Genomic DNA, 18076 nt, shown 5'->3' on the forward strand with positions numbered 1-18076 from the left:
TTACAGCCCGCAGGCAAATGTAGTCTGAGGCAACAGCAGGCAAAAGTGCTGGCCCTTTGCCGCCTCACAGGGTGCAATGCACTCCTGTTATCGCATAGAGAAGGAATGCCATTCATGAACAAGAAGAATCTGCTCAATTGCAAGGTCTCGTCATTCGAAGTCGTCAGCGTGGTGCTGTTTTCTGCGCTCACCCTGGGCGGGGGCATGGCTTTTGCGCAAACCGGCGGCGGCAACGCCGGCAACAACAAGGAGCCTGCGCGCATCGTGCAGTCTGGTTCCGCCACCGGCGTGCAGCAGGCACCGACTGCAAAAAGCAGCGTGCAAGCGGCCTTCGAGCGTGCCGACGCCAATCGCGACGGTCAGCTCAGTGCGCAGGAAGCACGCCAGCTGCCTGTCATCTCCCAGCGCTTCGAAGAGATCGACAGCGACCGCAACGGCCAGCTGTCACGCGCCGAATTCGACAAGGGTGCTCAGCAGTACTGAGGCCCTGCCGCGGCGCTTTCCTGATCACGCCGCAGCGCCGAGTTCCTCCTGCGGCAAGGCGAACTCGGCCCCGACATAGTCCAGGTGAATCTCGAACTCGCGGCGCAGCAAGCGCTGCGCCCAGTCTTCGACCAGGCTGCGCTGCGCAGCACTCACCCGCTCCCCCATTTCCAGCCGCACCAGGCTCGGCTCCTCAAGGCCAAAGGCACGATAGCCACCCAGCGGCAGCAGACCCCGGGCATGGTCCTCGACGGCGCGAAACAAGGCCTCGCCGGAATCGCAGATCGCCGAGGCCACAAACACTTCGGGGTCACGTTCCACCCAGTTCAGCACATTGCCGATCTGCGCCACGCCATGCGCCCGGCAGGCCTGCGTGACGCCGGGGCGGCCGCCATCCAGCATGGCAAACACAATGTCCAGGCCCGTCTGCTCGACCATTGCCGAGACACAGGTCCGGGCCCAGCCCGGGCGATGCTGGTGACCGCAGAACTGGGTGACCAGCTGCCCCTCAAAACCGGCGCGCCTGAGACCGTCCGTATAGGCCGCGCGGCCACGCAGACCTGGCGGCACTTTCTCGCCCGAGAAATGCCCCACCTTGCCCGTCTTGCTCCACTGGCTGGCCAGCACGCCGGCGAGGAATGCCGACTGCTCCTGCAGCACCTCGTAACGCGCCACATTGGCTGCCGCCCAGCTGCCTTGCGTGACCGCAAAGGCCTGCTCGGGCCAGCGCTCGGCCAGGATCTTCACCGGACCGTCACCCTGACCGCCATGCGCAAGAATCAGCGCATAGCGGCCGCCGCACAATGCGGACATTTCGGCGGCGCGCTGCTGCGCCGACTGGCCGGCCACCCAGAGCACATCGACCTCGTGGCCGGCCTCTCTGGCCTTGTGGGCTCCGCGCAGTCCCGACTCGTTGAAACTGCCCTGCCCTTCGGGGCCAAACAGCACCACGGCATAGCGTGGCTTACGGGGTGAATACAGTTTCTCGCTGCTCATTGTTGTCTCTTCTGCTTAAAGTTTTGCACCTGTCTTTTTCGCGATATCTCCCCAGGCCAGATGCTGGTCCGCAATCAGCTGGGTGAAGGCCTTGGATTCCATATCCCGGGTCACGAATCCCTGGGCTTCGAGCGTCTGTGCAAACTCGGGACGCGCGCTGATCTGCCGCACCGCGCTGGCGATTCTTTCGGCCAGCGCCCTGGGCAAGCCGGCGGGAGCCGAAATGCCGACGAAGTTTTCGGAGACCAGCTGCGCCAGCCCCAGTTCGGCCACGCTGGGCACCGCCGGTGCCTGCGCTACGCGGCGTGGCGATGTCAGTGCCAGCAGCTTGAGCCGGCCCTGCTTGTGCAGCGCGATGTTCTGCGGCAGGGCGTCGATCGCCAGCTTGATATGGCCGCTGAGCAGATCCGCACGCATGGGGCCGGCGCCGCGGTAAGGCACATGCTCCATGGACAGCTTGAGCGTCTGCGCAAACTGCTCACCCACCAGATGCCCCACCGAGGCAGCGCCGCCGCTGCCAAAGGCCACGGGGGCAGGCTGCTCCTTGATCCAGCTCACCAGCTCGCTCAGGCTGTTGGCGGGCACCGAGGGATGCACGGCAAACACCGTGGGCACGGCGCCGATATAGGCCAAGTGTTCGAAGCTGCGCAAGGGATCGTAGCCAGGGCTTTGCAGCAGCGATGGCGCAATCGACAGCGCCGCCGAATTGGATACCAGCAGCGTGTAGCCATCATTGGCGCTGTGCGCCACGATCTGCGCGCCAATCGACGAGCCCGCACCCGGCTTGTTGTCTATGACCACGCTCTGGCCCAGCTTCTCGGCCAGCGCGGGAGCCAGCACCCGGGCCACGATATCGCTGGAACCGCCGGGTGGGAAGGTCACGACCAGTTTGATGGGCCGCACCGGCCAGGCCTGCGTCTGCGCGGCACGCACATGCCATGCCGCGCCCAGCATGCCTGCGGCCGACACCCCGGCCAGCCCCTGTATGAATGATCTGCGACCCGTATCGCGCATAGCTCCGCCCTCCGAACTGCTTTTGGTTTGAAGCGAGCTCTGCAGCGCACGCCATGAGGCTTGCCAATATAGGCACACCCGGCACAAACCCTAAACACTGATTTCTCATTAGCTAGGGCGGAACTTATCTATGTGCCCGCGCCAGACAGTTGCGCCACGACGAAACCGCGATCTCCGCCAGCTCCAATGGGCATGCGCCATGCGTAGCGATTGCGACCTTGAGCGGCATGGCCTAGTACCCAATACGTACACGCCCGGACCGGGCCAGGTGGTATTCTTTTTCTCCTCTGGAGACCCCGATGAACGCACCTGTTGCCCATACCTCGCTGCAGCCCGATTTCGTGCAGCGCCCCATCCCCGAAGAATTTCTGCAGGCCCTGCAAACACGTTTCGGCGGCCAGTGCTCCACGGCCTTGGCCGTGCGCGAGCAGCATGGCCGCGACGAAGGCGCGATTTCCGCGCCCCCTCCGGCAGCCGTGGTGTTTGCCGAATCCACCCAGGACGTGCAGGATGCCGTCAGGCTCTGCGACCAGTACGGCGTGCCCGTGATTGCCTATGGCGCCGGATCGTCGCTGGAAGGTCATCTTCTGGCCGTGCAAGGCGGCATCACCATCGACGTCAGCCGCATGAGTCGCGTGCTCTCGGTCAACACCGAAGACCTGACCATCACCGTGCAACCCGGCATCACGCGCAAGGCGTTGAACGAGGCCATCAAGGACACCGGCTTCTTCTTTCCCATCGACCCCGGTGCCGACGCTTCGATCGGCGGCATGACCTCGACCCGCGCCAGCGGCACCAATGCCGTGCGCTACGGCACCATGCGCGAGAACGTGCTGGCCCTGGAGGTAGTGACGGCCAGCGGCGAAGTGGTGCGCACAGGCAACCGCGCCAAGAAGAGCGCCGCCGGCTACGACCTGACCCGCCTGCTGGTGGGCAGCGAAGGCACGCTGGGCATCTTCACCGAGATCACGCTGCGCATTTACCCGCTGCCCGAAGCGGTGAGCGCAGCCATCTGCTCTTTCTCCAGCATCGAGAACGCCGTGCACACGGTGATCCAGACCATCCAGATGGGCATTCCCATCGCCCGCGTGGAACTGGTCGATGTGAACTCCGTGCGCATGGTCAATGCCTACAGCAAGCTGTCCCTGCGTGAAGAGCCCATGCTGCTGATGGAGTTCCACGGCTCCCCCACCGGCGTGAAGGAGCAGGCCGAGATGGTTCAGGACATTGCCCATGAATTCGGCGGCAATGCCTTTGAATGGGCCGAACGCCCCGAAGACCGTACGCGTCTGTTCACCGCGCGCCACAACGCCTATTTCGCGGCCGTTTCCAGCGTGCCCGGATGCCGCTGCATCACCACCGATGCCTGCGTGCCCATCAGCCGCCTGGCCGATGCGCTGCTGGAGTGCGTGACCGAAGCCGATGCCAGCGGCATCCCCTACTTCCTGGTCGGCCACGTGGGCGACGGCAACTTCCACTTCGGCTATCTGATCGATCCCGACAACGACACCCAGCGCCAGCAGGCCGAGCAACTCAACCATACGCTGGTGGCGCGCGCGATTGCGCTGGGCGGTACCTGCACGGGCGAGCACGGCATCGGCATCCACAAGCAGGGCTTTTTGCTGGAGGAGGCTGGCGTTGGTGCGGTGCAGATGATGCGTGCCATCAAGCAGGCTCTGGACCCCAAGAACATCCTGAACCCGGGCAAGATCTTTCAGCTGCAGTGAGCCTCGCTCGCGCTTGCTGAAGACGCGCAAACCATGAAAAAGGGCCTGCAGTTGCAGGCCCTTTTCTGTTCTCGGATCGGCGCTTTACTTGCCGACCTTGAGTTGACCGCCGCGACCCAGGCCGCCCTTGACTTCCTGCGCCTTGTAGTTGCGCAGCGAGATCACCATGTTGTTGTAGGCATCCATGAAGGCGGCCACCGTGGCCTTGCCTTCGGGTGAGCGCGAGAAGCCGCCCAGACCACCACCCACGCCACCGCCGAACGCGCCCATGGCTGCGCCGAAGTTGGTGGCTGTGGAGTTGCCTTCGGAGATGGAGATCTGCACGCCAGAACGGATGTCGAACATGCTCAGCGTCACCACCGAAGCCTTGCTCTGCATGGCACCGCCGATCAGCGTACCCACATTGCCGAACAGACCGCCCACGCCCGCTGCCAGCTGACCGGTTGCATCGTTGTCGATGATGATGGAAGGCTCCATGTAGTAATCGGCTGCCACGCGCTGGCCCTTTTGCTGCTTGGAGCCGGCGCGGAATTCACCGGAGTTGCGCTGCTTGTCGGTGATCGCCGACATCTTGCTTTCGGTGCGGTTGTTGCCGATGGAGGTGATCACAAAGCAGTTGGACTGCTGCACAGCCAGACGGATCAGGGGCTCGATGGTCGTGATCTTGGTGGCGGCGCCAAAGCTCGCATACCACTCCTTGCCGCGACCGTCGTCCACGGCCAGCGTACCCAGAGGAGCATCGCAACGCTCGAGCGTAGAGTTCGCATTCACGCTGGTTGCGCCGCCCGCTGCGCCAGTGGCAGCCGTGGGAGCCGTACCCGTGGAAATGGTGCCGCCGCCGGGGGTCACGCAACCGCCCAGTGCCAGGGCCGATGCGATAGCTGCCAGACGCAGCGTTGTCTTCTTGGACATAGTGATGCTTTCAAAAAAATAGAAAATGCTGCAGCGCTCACAGCGCCTCAGCGGTAATACCAACCCGACGAACCCCACACCATGTAGTAGGGCGCGCCCACATACCAGCCATTCCAGGACTTGCGCTCGTCCTCGATGGCCTGATAGCGTGCATGAGCATTCTGTTTGGCGGCCTGCGCCTGGGGCAGCAGGCGCTTGGCTTCCTTGAAGCCCTTGGCGGCAGCACGCGACAGCCAGGCCTCGGCTTCGGCGGGGTCCGGGCCCATTTCTTCAAAGCCCAGCAGATACAGACGGCCCAATGCAAACTGGGCCTGACCGTTACCGGCATCGCCGGCCTTGCGCATCCATTCGATGGCCTGATAGCTGTTGCGCTCCACGCCATCGCCGCGCAGATAGCGCAGCCCCAGGTCATAGGCCGCGCGAGGATCGGCTTCGGCTTTTTGCACCAGTGCCGCCAGGCGGCGCTCCGCCTCGGGATTGACGGGCTCGCCACGGAAAGTCGCGACATTGCGCGGCAGCTCGGAACAGTTATTGCCTTCGCACAGGCGCACGGTGGGCGAAGCAGGTGCCAACTGCTCCTGCGGTGTCTGTACCGCGCATGCTGTCAATGCAAGAGCCGCCAATGAAAAGGTGGGGGCGAGCAGGCGCATGGATGTCTCCTCTGAATTCTCGGCCGCTGAAAGCCGAAAAGTATACATAAGCAAAAATCGGTAATTTTTACGACGAGTTGACAACACGCATACCCCACCAAAGAGGGGTATCCCGCACAAAATGCAAAATCCCGACAAGGCCTTGTCTGTGCTGCGGTGTCTTGGAGCCTGTGTATGACGGATACATTTAAAAACTCATGACAAAAAAATGGCTTGCCTCGACCTGGCCTCTGCCTGCACTGCTCGTCTGGCTGCTGGCCTGGGTGATCTTTGCGGGCCTGGCGCGCCTGCTGCCCTGGTGGCTGGCCCTGCTGGTCGCCGGCAGCTTCAGCACGGCAGCCAGTCTCTGCGGACCCAACTGGTGGCGCAGGCTCATCATTGCGGCCGGGTTTCCGCTGTCGTTTCTGGTGCTCAGCGCCAGCCAGTTGCCCGCCTGGGGCTGGCTGCTGCCTCTGGCCTTGCTGCTGCTGATCTACCCGCTCAATGCATGGCGTGATGCCCCGGTCTTTCCAACGCCGTTAAATGCACTCAAAGGGCTGGCAGAGGTCGTGCAATTGCCGGTGCAGGCGCTGGTGCTGGACGCCGGCTGCGGCATGGGCGATGGCTTGCGCGCACTGCGCAGTGCGCTGCCGCAGGCCCGCCTCAATGGTCTGGAATGGAGCTGGCCACTGGCGATTGCCAGCGCCCTGCGCTGCCCCTGGGCACGCGTGCGGCGTGGCGATATCTGGCTGGCCGACTGGAGCGGCTATCAGTTGGTCTATCTGTTCCAGCGGCCCGAAAGCATGGGCCGCGCCGCGGTCAAGGCTGCCACCGAGATGCAGCCCGGCAGTTGGCTGGTGAGCCTGGATTTCCAGCTGCCCGGCGTGGAAGCGACGGCATGCCTGCAAGGCAATAGCCGCCACAAGGTATGGATCTACGCCATTCCGCTGGATGGCGCAGAACGCAGCTGAGACGCTTTATTTGGCTGCGCCGCTGGCCTTGCTCACGTAGAGAGCAACGGCAGCGATATCGGCTTCGCTCATTGTGGCCTTGAAGGAGGGCATGGAGCCGATGCCGTCCTTCAGAGCACGCGCCACGCGGGCCGCATCGGGCTGCAACTCGTCCAGCACCGGGCCTATGGCACCTTCCGCACCGGCGTCCTTGAGGGTATGGCACACCGCACAGGCAGGGACTGCAGCAGTGGTGAACAGCTCTTTGCCGCGCGCCATCTGGGCAGCCTGATCGGCGTGGGCTGCAGTGCCCGCAAAGGCGGTCAAGAGCAGGGCGGCGAGGGTGTGGTTTGTCTTCATCATTGTTCTTGGAGAAATGCGATGCATCGGGGTTGGATCCCATGCCCTGCGCCCCTTCTTCCGGCACGGGGCATGGGCAGTGATTGCGACACTCAGGCCACGGTGACCGTCACGGCGTGGTCGGCCCAGCTGGTGTTGTTGTAGCCGCTCTGGTTTTCACCACGCGTTTCGGGCTGCACATTGCCCTTGACGTCGGTAGCGCGGCTGGCCAGGGTGTAGGTACCCTTGGGCAGCTGTGCCTGCAGCACGAACTGGCGCCAGGCGTACTTGCCCATATCGGGGCCAATCAGGCGAGCCTGCTTCCAGGTCTTGCCGCCGTCGATGGAGACTTCCACCCCCTTGACGGCGTTCATGCCGCCGAAGGCCACGCCCTGAATCTGCACCAGGCCAGAGGCCTGGTTGCCGTCTTCGGGGATGGGGCTGTTGATCCAGGACTTGACGCTCATTTCCTGCACCGAAGGCTGGCTGGGGTCGCCCTTGCTGCCGGGGGGCGAGATGCGGTAGCCGTGGGACATGATGTGCGCTTCGCTTTCCTTGACGGTAAAGGCCAGCTGCTTGATGTACTTGATGTTGTTCACGCCGGTGTAGCCGGGCACGATCAGGCGCAGCGGGCCGCCATGGGCCAGAGGCACGGGCTCGCCGTTCATCTCCCAGGCCAGCAGCGCGTCCTCCATGGCCGACAGAGGCACGGAACGCTCCACCAGCACGCTCTTGGGGTCCAGTCCTGCGGGCAGCACCTCTCCGCCCGTTCCCGTCATGTAGACCATGCCGTCGGCCACGCCGCCCAGGGCCTTGACCACCTCGCGCACTGGCACGCCGCTCCAGACCACGCAGCCTGCAGCGCCTACGGTCCATTGCGTGCCGCTGGGCTTGGTGGGGAAGAAGGCGCGGCCATTGCCCGAGCATTGCAGCACCATGGTCACAGTTTCCAGGCCCAGCTTCTTGAGCTCGCCAACGGTTAGCTTGGCGGGCTTCTTCACGCCATCAATCTGCACCGCCCATGCATCGCGATCGGCCACGATGGACTCGGAAGGCGTGGGCAGGTTGTTGCGCACATAGAGCTGGTTGGTGGGCGTGACCACGCTGGAGCCAAACGCGCTGCGCTTGGTCTCAATGGTGGTGGAGCTGTGCACGATCACGGCATCGGCATTCTTGAAGCCGGCATAGCCGGGTAGAGGCTTGGCTGCGGGTGCAGCGGCCTGTGCCATGGCCTGGCTCTGGAAGCTTGCCAGACCGGCTGCAGCCAGCGCGCTGGCGCTACCGGCGAGCAGGCGGCGACGTGGCAGAGAGGTGGGTTGTTGCATGGGGTCTCCTCGGTAATTTTGGTGAATGATCAGAGCGAAAAATCCGGTTCAGCCATCGACTTTCTCAGGGGCACCCAGAGCGCGCGATGCCACGGCCAGAGCCTGTTTCTTCTGTGCGATCAGCACCAGCGGGCGGCCTTCTCTCGAACGCACCACCTTCCAGTAGCTGTTGGCCCACCAGCCCTGGCCGTCGGCCATCCGCTGGGGCTGCTCGAAGGCCAGCACGGTAACGATGCCGCCTTTTTCAAAGAAAGTGGTCAGGTGATAGGCGCGACTGCCGTCGATGTCGCAGGGCCGCATGAGCTGGGTATAACCAGGCAGCTTCTGGTCGACAGGCCAGTCCATATGCCTGGCAATCTCGGCCTCCGGGATGAACTGACCACGCAGCGTGCGCTCGTAATACTCATGCTCGATGGCCGAGCGCACCATCTGCGGCGGGCGCAGGCTCAGCACGCTGCCCGCAGCGACGCTGCCGACGATCACTGCGGCACACAGCACCTGCAGGCCACGACGGGCATGCCATGGCGTGTGGCGCAGCAAATGGGCCGGCGGCTCGCCGGGCTCGAAAGCCAGCGCCAGCTCGGCACGGGCACGCAGGTCGAAATCGGTGTCTTCGGGGCGGTCTTGGTGTTTCATGGTGCGCGCTTTCTCAGCGGTATCACGCTGGCAGCTGCAGAAGATTCAGTGGCGGCACCGGCGGGATGGCGCGCCGGCTCCTGCAGTGCCGTCTTGAGCGCTTCACGTGCCCGCGCCAGGCGAGAGAGCACGGTGCCTGGTGCAATATCCAGCGCCTCGGCCATCTGGGCCGTGGGCATGTCGTCAAAGTAGTAAAGCACCAGCACTTCACGATGGATGGGGGCAATGCGGCTCAGCGCCTTGACCACGTCCAGTTGCGCATCGAGTGCATCGTGATGATTCACGCCTTGCTCGCAGGCTTCATCCAGAGACTCGGTCTGCGATTGCACAGGATCGAAGTGCCTGAAGGCATGGCGGCGCATGATCTGGAACAGCCAGGCCCTGGCCATGCTCTGATCGCACAGCTGGTGGCGAAAGCGCCAGGCGCTGGTGAAGCAATCCTGCACCACATCCTCGGCCATGGCGCGAGAGCCCGTCAGCGCCCAGGCGCTGCGCAGCAAAAAGCGGTAGTGCTCGCGCACCCACTGGTTGTAGCGCGACTCGGCGGAGAAGATCATGGTGCTAAAGAGCGCAGGTTTGCAGCTTTCATTCCATGCCGCTGCAAATATTGTTTGAGGCTCCGCCCCTCAAAATAACAAAAACAGCCTCAAACCCTTTTGCACAAAGCGCTAGCAGCTATACATTTTGCGCATGCATGCCGAAAAATTGTGCCGGAGGCATACCCACCGTGCGGCGCACCATGGCGCTGAAGGCGCTGGGACTGTAGTCCAGCTCGGCCGCAATGCGCTGAATCGGCCAGTTGCGCGCTGCCAGGCTGACGGCATGGGCCAGCACCACCTGCTGGCGCCACTGGGTAAAACTGCATTCCAGCTGCTGGCGAAACAGTCGCGCCACGGTGCGCGGACTAGCCCCGGTATCGCGCGCCCAGCCCTCCAGCGTCTCGTTGCGCGTGGGATCGGCCAGCACGGCCTCGCAGAGCTGGCGCAAGCGCTTGTCCTGGGGCAGGTTCACGCCCAGCTGCACGGCACTGGCACGGCGCAGCTCGTCGAGCAGCAGCTGGCTCAGATGGTGCTCGCGTGCCCTGTCCTGCTCGCACAGCTGCTGGCTGTCATCGGGCAGCGTGGGCAGCTCGCGCACCACGGCGCGCAGCAGATCCGAGGCATTGAGCACCCGGCACTGGCGCCAGGCCGCCTCTTCGCCGGGGGCCACATCGGGGCCGCAACGCCCCTGGGTCTGAAAGAAGTACAAGGTGCGCAGATCGGCGCTTTCCACCATGGTCACGGCATGCTCCATGCCCGGCGGCACCCACAGCACGCGCGAGGGCGGCACGATATAGGTGCCCTGCGCTACCGTCAGGCGTATGGTGCCCGTGGTGGAGATGGCCAGCTGCCCCCAGGGATGACGGTGCGGCTTGACCTGGGTGTCGGCCTCCAGCCAGCGGCATTTGGCACGCACCGGACGCTGTGCCGTGGGTATGTAGAGATGGGGTGTCAGCGTCTCCACATAGGCGCTGGCCTTGCCTGCGCGCAGGGGCTCGGGGTCGTGGAGGCTGGACATGATGGTTTGGCTGGCTTGCGATAGCAATTGGCAGACTATCGCATACAAGACGCGAGCAGTCTGCCTAAGATGCGACATATGAACCGCCCTGCCTCCACAACACCTCAAAACCAGGCGCCAGAGACACTGCGCAGTGACGCGCGCACCATCAGCCTCATCGGTCTGGCCCATGGCTCGTCGCATTTCTTCCATCTGCTGCTGCCGCCGTTGTTTCCCTGGCTGATCAAGGACTTCGGCTACAGCTATGCCGAGCTCAGCGTCATGGTCTCGCTGTTCTTCATTGTTTCCGGCACCGGCCAGGCACTGGCCGGCTTTGCGGTGGACCGCTTTGGCGCACGCCCGATTCTCTTTGCCGCCCTCGGCAGCTTTGTGGTGGCAGGCCTGATTGCCAGCACGGCCCAAGGCTACAGCATGCTGCTGGCTGCCTCCTTTTTTGCGGGCCTGGGCAATGCGCCCTTCCACCCCGTGGACTTCACCATCCTCAACAAGCGCGTGTCGCAGCAGCGCATAGGCCATGCGTTCTCGGTACATGGCCTGTCCGGCAATCTAGGCTGGGCGCTGGCGCCGCTATTCATGGCGGGCATCACCACGGCCACGGGCTCCTGGCGCCTGGCCTGCCTGGGCGGAGCCCTCTGCGCAGCCGTGGTGCTGGCCATCATGGTCTTCAACCGCGACGCGCTCGATGATCGCGCCGAATCCGCCGGAGCTGCCGCCAAGCCGGCCGCCGGAGCCATTGCCGCACCTCAGGAACACCCCATGGCCTTCATGAAGCTGCCATCGGTGTGGCTGTGCTTTTCCTTCTTCTTCTGGAGCACCTGCGCGCTCAGTGCCATCCAGAGCTTTGCCAGCCCGGCCCTGCAATCCATGTACGGCCTGCCGCTTTCCGTGACGGCGCTGATCGTCACCGGCTATATGCTGTGCGGCGCTGCCGGCATGGTCGTGGGCGGCTTTCTGGTCGGCCGCGTGCAGCGGCTGGAAAAGGTGATCTCCATCTGCATGCTGGGCTCGGGCCTGTTGCTGTTTGTCGTCGGAACGGGCTGGCTACCCGGCATGGTGGCGGTGGTCGTGGCCTCAGTCGCCGGTCTGGGCACGGGCCTGGCCGGCCCCTCGCGCGACATGCTGATCAAGCGCGCAGCGCCCCCCGGCGCCACGGGCCGCGTCTACGGCACGGTGTATTCGGGCCTGGATCTGGGCTTTTGCCTGGCGGCGCCGGTCTTCGGCTACATGCTGGACCACCAGATGACCAACGCAGTGTTCTATGGCTCGGCAATTGCGCTTGTACTGTCTGTGGTCTCGGCCGTCATCGTCGGCGACGGTGTGAGCAAGAAGACCAAGGCCCATCTGGCGGCGGCCTGAGCAAACGGCGCAACCCACCAAGCCCTGCCCGCGCAAGCTGCAGGGCTTTTTTGTCGGCGCGAGAGATCAAGTTACCCTGGTATTTATCCCTAGGTCGGCAGCCCGGAGGCCGCAAACACCGCTGCTAAGCTGAATTCCCTCAGCGGCGCATCACGCCGCTTTCCTGCCGCGGCCCTATCCGGGAGCGGCCCGCCCCCCAAGGAGAATTTCTATGCGTTGGAACACGCCCTCTGCCCCTTTGCTGCGCGCCCTGCCCCTGGCCCTGGTGCTGGCCTTCGGCTCTGCCCAGGCTGCCCCTCAGGCCGAATGGCTGGAGCATGCGAAAAAGGAGCAGCAGCCCTATCTGGATACGCTGCGCGATCTGGTGCACATCGAGTCCGGCAGCAAGGATGTGGCGGGCGTGAAGAAGATCGCCGAGTACATCGCGGGCAAGCTGCGCGCGCAGGGCGGCAAGGTCGAGGTGATCGAGCCCAGCGACATCTACCGCCTCGATGACACGCCCGAGAAAGTCGGCCCCATGGTGCATGCCGAATTCAAGGGCAAGGGCAGCAGCCGCATCATGCTGATCGCGCATATGGACACCGTCTATCTGCCCGGCATGATCAAGGACCAGCCCTTTCGCATCGACGGCGACAAGGCCTATGGCCTGGGCATTGCCGACGACAAGCAGGGCGTGGCCCTGATCATGCATATCGTGCCCCTGCTCAAGAAGCTGGGCATCGAGGACTACGGTACGCTCACGGTGCTGATCAACGGCGACGAGGAAATCAGCTCGCCCGGAGCACGCAGCACCATCACCCGCCTGGGGGCCGAGCAGGACGCCGTGTTCAGCTTTGAAGGCGGCGGCACCGACGGCAGCCTGCGCCTGGCCACCAGCGGCATCGGCGCCGCCTACCTCAAGGTCACGGGCAAGGCATCTCATGCGGGCGCCAAGCCCGAAGACGGCGTGAATGCGCTGTACGAGATGTCGCATCAGTTGCTGCAGATGAAGGATCTGTCCCAGCCCCAGGACGGCCTCAAGCTCAACTGGACGGTGTCGAAGGCCGGCACCAACCGCAATGTGGTTCCCGCCGAAGCCACGGCCCAGGCCGATGCCCGCGCACTGCGCGTGGCCGACTTCACGGCGCTGGAAAAAGCCATGCAGGACAAGATCGGCAACAAGCTGCTCCCCGCCAGCAAGGTGGAGCTGAAATTCGAAGTGCGCCGCCCACCGCTGGAGGCCAATGCCACGGCACGCAAACTGGCCGCCCATGCCCAGGGCATTTATGAGCAGGAACTGAAGCTGCCGATGAAGGTCATGGACAAGGCCACGGGTGGCGGCACGGATGCGGCTTTCGCGGCCCTCAAGGCCAAGGGCGGCGTGATCGAGGGCTTCGGCCTGTCGGGCTATGGCGCGCATTCCAACGATGCCGAATACGTGCAGATCAACACCATCGCACCGCGCCTGTATCTGGCCGCCCGCATGATCCAGGACCTGTCGCGCGGCCAGATCAAGTAAGCGGTTTTGATAGCGGCTTTCGCTTGATTTGCTTCAGTTTTTGTACATAAGCTATCTGAAAATCAAAAGGAGCTTACGCTGTAAGCTCCTTTTTTATTTCCAGCTACTTACGCGAACAGAAAGACACAGCCGTCATTTCCATCGAGAGCACACCCTGCCTGATCTGAATTGGCGTAATCCGTATTTCCAAGCTTCTGTCGCCTAGCCAACAGACCGCTGGCGCGCGAGTCTCTACATTCATCGAATCAACGATGAAGGAGAGTCGCCCGTGAGCCAAGAGCCCTTGAACATCCCCAGCGTGCAGCATCTGGTCAGCCCCGAAGAGTGGCAACTGCGCGTGGATCTGGCCGCCTGCTACCGGCTGGTGGCGCTGTACGGCTGGAGCGATCTGGTCTTCACCCACATCAGCGCACGGCTGCCGGGCCCCGGACATCACTTTCTCATCAACCCCTACGGGCTGATGTTCGACGAGATCACGGCATCCTCGCTGATCAAGGTGGACCTGGGCTGCAACAAGCTCATGGACTCGCCCTTCCCCGTGAACCCGGCCGGCTTCGTCATCCACAGCGCCGTGCACGAGGCTCGCGCCGATGCACAATGCGTGATCCATACCCACACGCGCGCCGGCGTGGCCGTGGCGGCCCAGAAGCAAGGTCTGCTGCCCATCAGCCAGCAAAGCACGTTTGTCCTGGGGTCCCTGGCCTATCACGTCTACGAAGGCGTGGCCTTTCGCGAGGACGAGAAGCCGCGCCTGCTGGCCGACATGGGCGAGGCCAACTTCCTCATGCTGCGCAACCACGGTCTGCTGACCTGCGGCCCCACGATTGCCGACGCCTTTCTGTCCATGTACGTCTTCGAGTCCGCCTGCCAAATCCAGATCTCGGCCCAGTCCGGCGGCGCCGAACTCACCGAGGTCGACCCGCAGATTCTGCAAGGCATCGCCCATGCCATGAAGGTACAGACCGGCGGCATGGGCGGCCAGTTTGCCTGGCCCGCCCTGCTGCGCAAGCTCGACAGAATCGACCCCGGCTACCGCAGTTAGAACACCGCTCCGGAATCAAAAAAGGGCATCCAGATGGATGCCCTTTTTTGCAGCATCAGCTGCGGCGAATACGGTAGAGACAGTGCTCAGCAAGCGCGTGGCCGGATGGCAGATCAGGGTGCATGAATGTCTGCGCATCGGGCTGCATTCCCAGGCGCTGCATTACGGCCTGTGAGGGTTTGTTCGGCACCGCCGTGAACGCCACAACTTCATCCAGCTGCAGCTCATTCCACGCAAAATCCAGCGCGGCTCTTGCGCCCTCTGTCGCCAGACCTTTGCCCCAGTATGGCCGGGCCAGCCGCCAGCCCACTTCCACGCAGGGTGAAAACGGTAGCTCTGCTGCGGGAGTGTGCAAGCCAATCATTCCTGCCAAGTGCCCGGTGGCTCTATCTTGCGCAACCCAGAATCCCCAGCCACGCTCGGCAATCAGAGCCTCGGCCTTGGCGGCCAGGGCATCGCTGGCCTGTCTGTCCAGCACGTTGGGGAAGTAGCGCATGACTTGCGTGTCCGCATTGAGCGCGGCAAACTCCGGCAGATCCTGCGGCGTCCATTGCCGCAGAATCAGCCTTGGTGTGGTAAGGCACTCAGACTTCGCCACGCAGCTTTTCGATGATGCCGTTGAGCTCCTCCAGCGAGCCGAACTGGATGGCGATCTCGCCCATTTCCTGCTGCTTGCCGTGGCGACGCACGGTCTTCTTGATGCGCACCTCTACATCGGCCGTGAGCAGGTCGGACAACTCTTCCTCGATGCGTTTCACGTCGCGCGACTTGCCATCCTTCTTGGCTTTCTGGCGCGTCAGATTGAACTCGGCACCGATTTTCTTGACCAGCGACTCGGCCTCGCGCACCGACATCTTCTTGGCTGCGATCTGGTTGCCTGCCGTGATCTGGGTGGCTCGGTCCAGCGTCAGCAGTGCTCGTGCATGGCCCATGTCGATATCGCCGGCCATCAGCATGGTCTGCACGGGCTCGGCCAGATTCAGCAGACGCAGCAGATTGGTGGCGGCGCTGCGCGAGCGGCCCACGGCCTGCGCGGTCTGCTCGTGGGTCAGGCCGAACTCCTTGACCAGGCGGGCCAGCCCCTGCGCCTCTTCCAGCGGGTTCAGGTCTTCGCGCTGAATGTTCTCGATCAGCGCCATGGCCGCAGCGGCCTCGTCGGGCACTTCGCGCACCAGCACCGGTACCTCGGACAGACCCGCGATATGCGCGGCACGGAAGCGTCGCTCGCCGGCAATGATTTCGTACTTGCCGGCGTTGTCGCCCCTGGAGAGCTGGCGCACCAGAATCGGCTGCATGATGCCCTGGGCCTTGATGCTCTCGGCCAGCTCATACAAGGCGCCTTCGTCCATGCGGGTGCGCGGCTGGTACTGGCCGGCCACCATCACATTGAGCGCCAGGCTGCTCGGCAGATTGGCCTGCTGCCCGCTCGCAGCGGCCTGCTCTGCTTCACTGACCTTGGGGCCCAGCAGGGCTTCCAGACCTCGTCCCAGGCCCTTGGGTTTCTTAGTCACCATTGCTGAATTCTTTCTTTAAAGGGAGAGCAGCAGCTCATGCCCGGCTTCCCACAGTCCCAGTCCGCTGGCCGTGTTGATATGGCCTGCGGCGCCCGCATTCACGAAGCGGCTGCCCCAGCCCTGTGCCATGGCCTGCGCGCGCGCTACAGAGCAATTGGGGTCGTTCTCGCTGCCCACCAGTATCGACGGGAAGGGCAGCTTTTGCAGCAGCACGGGCGACCAGCCCAGCAGGACGCCGCGCAGACTCTCCTGCTCGGTGTCGCCGGGTGCCACCAGCAACGCACCACGCACCTTGCTCCTGGCAACCTGAGAATGTGCCGCCCACCAGGACACCAGCACGCAGCCCAGGCTGTGCGCCACCAGGGTGACGGGAGCCGGAGCGTCGAGCACGGTTTCCTGCAGGCGAATGCTCCAGTCGCCGCGCAGCGGATGCTGCCAGCTATGCTGCTCCAGCCGCTGGTAGCCATACCGGTCCTGCCACAGACTCTGCCAGTGGCCGGGATCGGAGTTCTGCCAGCCGGGCAGCAGCCAGACATGCTGCGGGTTCAGTGCTTCAGAGGTCATGACGGTTGGCGATGGCTGGATGGGAGACTGGGAGCTGTTTCACGTGAAACCCTCACATTTTCTTGATGCGGCGCACCATCTCTTCGGCGAACTCGACAAAGGCCTTGCTGCCCTTGGCCGAGGCATCGAACACCACGCCGGGCAGGCCGTAGCTGGGGGCTTCGGCCAGGCGCACATTGCGCGGAATCACGGTATCGAACACCTTGTCGCCGAAATGCTCCTTGAGCTGGTCGCTGACCTGCTGCTGCAGCGTAGTGCGCGGATCGAACATCACGCGCAGCAGACCGATGATCTGCAGGTCGGGATTCATATTGGCATGCACCTGCTTGATGGTGTTGACCAGATCGGTCAGGCCTTCCAGTGCAAAGTACTCGCACTGCATGGGCACGATCACGCCATGCGCCGAGCACAGACCGTTCAGGGTCAGCATGGACAGCGAAGGCGGGCAATCGATCAGCACGAAGTCGTAGTCGGCGGCCACGGCCTGCAGAGCGGTCTTGAGGCGCTCGTTGCGGCGCTCCAGCGAGACCAGCTCGATCTCGGCACCCGACAGCTCGCGGTTGGCGCCCAGCACGTCATAGCCGACTTGCTCGGACTTCTGGGCCACTTCCTTGACGCTGGCGTTTTCCAGCAGCACGTCGTAGACCGTCAACTCCAGCGCGCGCTTGTCTACGCCGGAGCCCATGGTGGCATTGCCCTGGGGGTCCAGGTCGATCAGCAACACACGCTGGCCGACCTTGGCCAGACCGGCGGCAAGATTGACCGTGGTCGTGGTCTTGCCCACTCCACCCTTTTGATTGGCAACGCAGAAAATTTTGGCCATTGAACTTCTCTTTTAGTTGGCGGCCAGCTTGAGGCCAAAACCGATCAAAAACACACCGGCTGTTTTTTCCAGCCACTTCACCACGGCCGGGTTGGCACGCAAGCGCTCTGCCAGCACCGTGGTCAGCATCACCACGATGACGCTGTAGATAAAGGTAATTGCTGCCACCGTGACTGCCATCACACCAAAGGTGATGACGCCCTGATGCCGGGCCGGGTCCACGAACATGGGAAAGAAGGCCATGTAGAACACGATGGCCTTGGGGTTCATCAGGGTGATCAAAGCACCCTGGCGGAAATACTGGCGCGGCTGGATTTCAATGGCCGGCGCATCGCCAGGCTTGGCCGTGAGCAGCTTGTAGCCCAGCCAGGCCAGATAGGCCGCCCCCACCCATTGCACGGCATGGAAGGCCGCCGGATAGGCTGCCAGCACCGCTGCCACGCCGGCTACAGCCAGCCACATCAGCACCTGGTCTGCAGCCATCACACCCAGGCAGCAGGCGACACCGGCCCTCCATCCGCCCTTGCCCGTGGAAGTAATCAAGGCCAGATTGCCTGGTCCAGGGATCAGCAAGAAGACGGTAACGGCGGCTGCAAAAGCGCCGTAATCAGAGATGCCAAACATTCAAACCCTGCGCGATGGAAAACAGCAAGTTTATGCGAGGGCCGTGACCGACGCATCTGCATTGCACAGATGTTGCCTGACACAGTA

Annotated in this window: 20 protein-coding genes; 6 read left to right on the top strand and 14 right to left on the bottom strand. The window is 63.5% G+C overall.

Annotated features, from left to right (window positions below; translation table 11 throughout):
• Positions 1 to 114: 114 nt before the first annotated feature.
• Entirely contained in the window at positions 115 to 483 is a 369-nt protein-coding gene (locus Cth01_RS11945) for an EF-hand domain-containing protein (protein ID WP_012836573.1), read from the top strand.
• A 24-nt stretch (positions 484 to 507) separates the two neighbouring features.
• On the opposite strand, the gene Cth01_RS11950 is transcribed toward Cth01_RS11945, so the two are convergent.
• On the bottom strand, positions 508 to 1479 hold the full coding sequence (locus Cth01_RS11950; protein WP_045839308.1) for a BMP family lipoprotein: 972 nt from the start codon (positions 1477 to 1479) through the stop codon (positions 508 to 510).
• Between the two features lie 15 nt (positions 1480 to 1494).
• Complete coding sequence (locus tag Cth01_RS11955) at positions 1495 to 2493, bottom strand: Bug family tripartite tricarboxylate transporter substrate binding protein (protein ID WP_034351196.1); 999 nt, start codon at positions 2491 to 2493, stop codon at positions 1495 to 1497.
• Between the two features lie 299 nt (positions 2494 to 2792).
• Between Cth01_RS11955 and Cth01_RS11960 the strand changes: the two genes are divergently transcribed.
• Positions 2793 to 4220: an FAD-binding oxidoreductase gene (locus Cth01_RS11960; RefSeq protein WP_045839309.1), complete on the top strand. Its 1428-nt coding sequence runs from the start codon at positions 2793 to 2795 to the stop codon at positions 4218 to 4220.
• A gap of 84 nt (positions 4221 to 4304) precedes the next feature.
• Here Cth01_RS11960 and Cth01_RS11965 read toward each other — a convergent pair whose 3' ends face one another.
• Positions 4305 to 5132, bottom strand: coding sequence for a hypothetical protein (locus Cth01_RS11965; protein WP_003065256.1), 828 nt, complete (start codon positions 5130 to 5132; stop codon positions 4305 to 4307).
• A gap of 47 nt (positions 5133 to 5179) precedes the next feature.
• Positions 5180 to 5782, bottom strand: coding sequence for a tetratricopeptide repeat protein (locus Cth01_RS11970; protein ID WP_003065258.1), 603 nt, complete (start codon positions 5780 to 5782; stop codon positions 5180 to 5182).
• 197 nt (positions 5783 to 5979) lie between these two features.
• On the opposite strand from Cth01_RS11970, the gene Cth01_RS11975 reads away from it, so the two are divergent.
• On the top strand, positions 5980 to 6732 hold the full coding sequence (locus tag Cth01_RS11975) for a class I SAM-dependent methyltransferase (RefSeq protein ID WP_034392886.1): 753 nt from the start codon (positions 5980 to 5982) through the stop codon (positions 6730 to 6732).
• Between the two features lie 6 nt (positions 6733 to 6738).
• Here Cth01_RS11975 and sorU read toward each other — a convergent pair whose 3' ends face one another.
• From sorU to Cth01_RS12000, 5 genes are all read right to left on the bottom strand, one after another.
• Complete coding sequence (gene sorU, locus Cth01_RS11980) at positions 6739 to 7074, bottom strand: SorU family sulfite dehydrogenase c-type cytochrome subunit (protein ID WP_034351188.1); 336 nt, start codon at positions 7072 to 7074, stop codon at positions 6739 to 6741.
• Between the two features lie 89 nt (positions 7075 to 7163).
• The gene (sorT, locus tag Cth01_RS11985; RefSeq protein ID WP_003065262.1) at positions 7164 to 8375 is read right to left on the bottom strand and encodes a SorT family sulfite dehydrogenase catalytic subunit; all 1212 of its coding nucleotides are present in this window, start codon (positions 8373 to 8375) and stop codon (positions 7164 to 7166) included.
• A gap of 48 nt (positions 8376 to 8423) precedes the next feature.
• Positions 8424 to 9011, bottom strand: a complete 588-nt coding sequence (locus Cth01_RS11990) for a hypothetical protein (protein WP_034351184.1) — start codon at positions 9009 to 9011, stop codon at positions 8424 to 8426.
• On the bottom strand, positions 9008 to 9568 hold the full coding sequence (locus Cth01_RS11995; RefSeq protein ID WP_045839310.1) for an RNA polymerase sigma factor: 561 nt from the start codon (positions 9566 to 9568) through the stop codon (positions 9008 to 9010). Before Cth01_RS11995 ends, Cth01_RS11990 begins: the two co-directional genes overlap by 4 nt.
• A 118-nt stretch (positions 9569 to 9686) precedes the next feature.
• Positions 9687 to 10568: an AraC family transcriptional regulator gene (locus Cth01_RS12000; RefSeq protein WP_045839311.1), complete on the bottom strand. Its 882-nt coding sequence runs from the start codon at positions 10566 to 10568 to the stop codon at positions 9687 to 9689.
• 78 nt (positions 10569 to 10646) lie between these two features.
• Here Cth01_RS12000 and Cth01_RS12005 point away from each other — a divergent pair, with 78 nt between their 5' ends.
• The 3 genes from Cth01_RS12005 (at position 10647) to Cth01_RS12015 (ending at position 14464) form a co-directional block, all read left to right on the top strand.
• Positions 10647 to 11924 carry an MFS transporter gene (locus tag Cth01_RS12005; RefSeq protein ID WP_034406662.1) on the top strand — a complete coding sequence of 426 codons (1278 nt, stop codon included), beginning with the start codon at positions 10647 to 10649 and terminating at the stop codon, positions 11922 to 11924.
• Positions 11925 to 12135: 211 nt separating this feature from the next.
• Entirely contained in the window at positions 12136 to 13422 is a 1287-nt protein-coding gene (locus Cth01_RS12010) for a M20/M25/M40 family metallo-hydrolase (RefSeq protein ID WP_034392873.1), read from the top strand.
• A gap of 268 nt (positions 13423 to 13690) precedes the next feature.
• Positions 13691 to 14464, top strand: coding sequence for a class II aldolase/adducin family protein (locus tag Cth01_RS12015; protein ID WP_034351173.1), 774 nt, complete (start codon positions 13691 to 13693; stop codon positions 14462 to 14464).
• A 55-nt stretch (positions 14465 to 14519) separates the two neighbouring features.
• Here the strand turns inward: Cth01_RS12015 and Cth01_RS12020 are convergent, their stop codons facing one another.
• From Cth01_RS12020 to Cth01_RS12040, 5 genes are read right to left on the bottom strand one after another with little or no spacing between them, the layout of a single operon-like run.
• Positions 14520 to 15062: a GNAT family N-acetyltransferase gene (locus tag Cth01_RS12020; RefSeq protein ID WP_034351171.1), complete on the bottom strand. Its 543-nt coding sequence runs from the start codon at positions 15060 to 15062 to the stop codon at positions 14520 to 14522.
• A complete protein-coding gene (locus Cth01_RS12025; RefSeq protein WP_003065276.1) occupies positions 15049 to 15978 on the bottom strand; it encodes a ParB/RepB/Spo0J family partition protein in 930 nt (309 codons plus the stop codon). The genes Cth01_RS12020 and Cth01_RS12025 overlap by 14 nt, the downstream gene beginning before the upstream one ends.
• Positions 15979 to 15993: 15 nt before the next feature.
• Entirely contained in the window at positions 15994 to 16542 is a 549-nt protein-coding gene (locus Cth01_RS12030; protein ID WP_045839312.1) for an RBBP9/YdeN family alpha/beta hydrolase, read from the bottom strand.
• A gap of 52 nt (positions 16543 to 16594) precedes the next feature.
• Positions 16595 to 17365 (bottom strand): ParA family protein, encoded by a 771-nt coding sequence (locus tag Cth01_RS12035; RefSeq protein WP_003059963.1) that lies wholly within the window; start codon positions 17363 to 17365, stop codon positions 16595 to 16597.
• A 12-nt stretch (positions 17366 to 17377) separates the two neighbouring features.
• The gene (locus Cth01_RS12040; RefSeq protein WP_045839313.1) at positions 17378 to 17989 is read right to left on the bottom strand and encodes a LysE family translocator; all 612 of its coding nucleotides are present in this window, start codon (positions 17987 to 17989) and stop codon (positions 17378 to 17380) included.
• Positions 17990 to 18076: the final 87 nt, after the last annotated feature.

The organism is Comamonas thiooxydans (assembly GCF_000964545.1).
Taxonomy (GTDB): domain Bacteria; phylum Pseudomonadota; class Gammaproteobacteria; order Burkholderiales; family Burkholderiaceae_C; genus Comamonas; species Comamonas thiooxydans.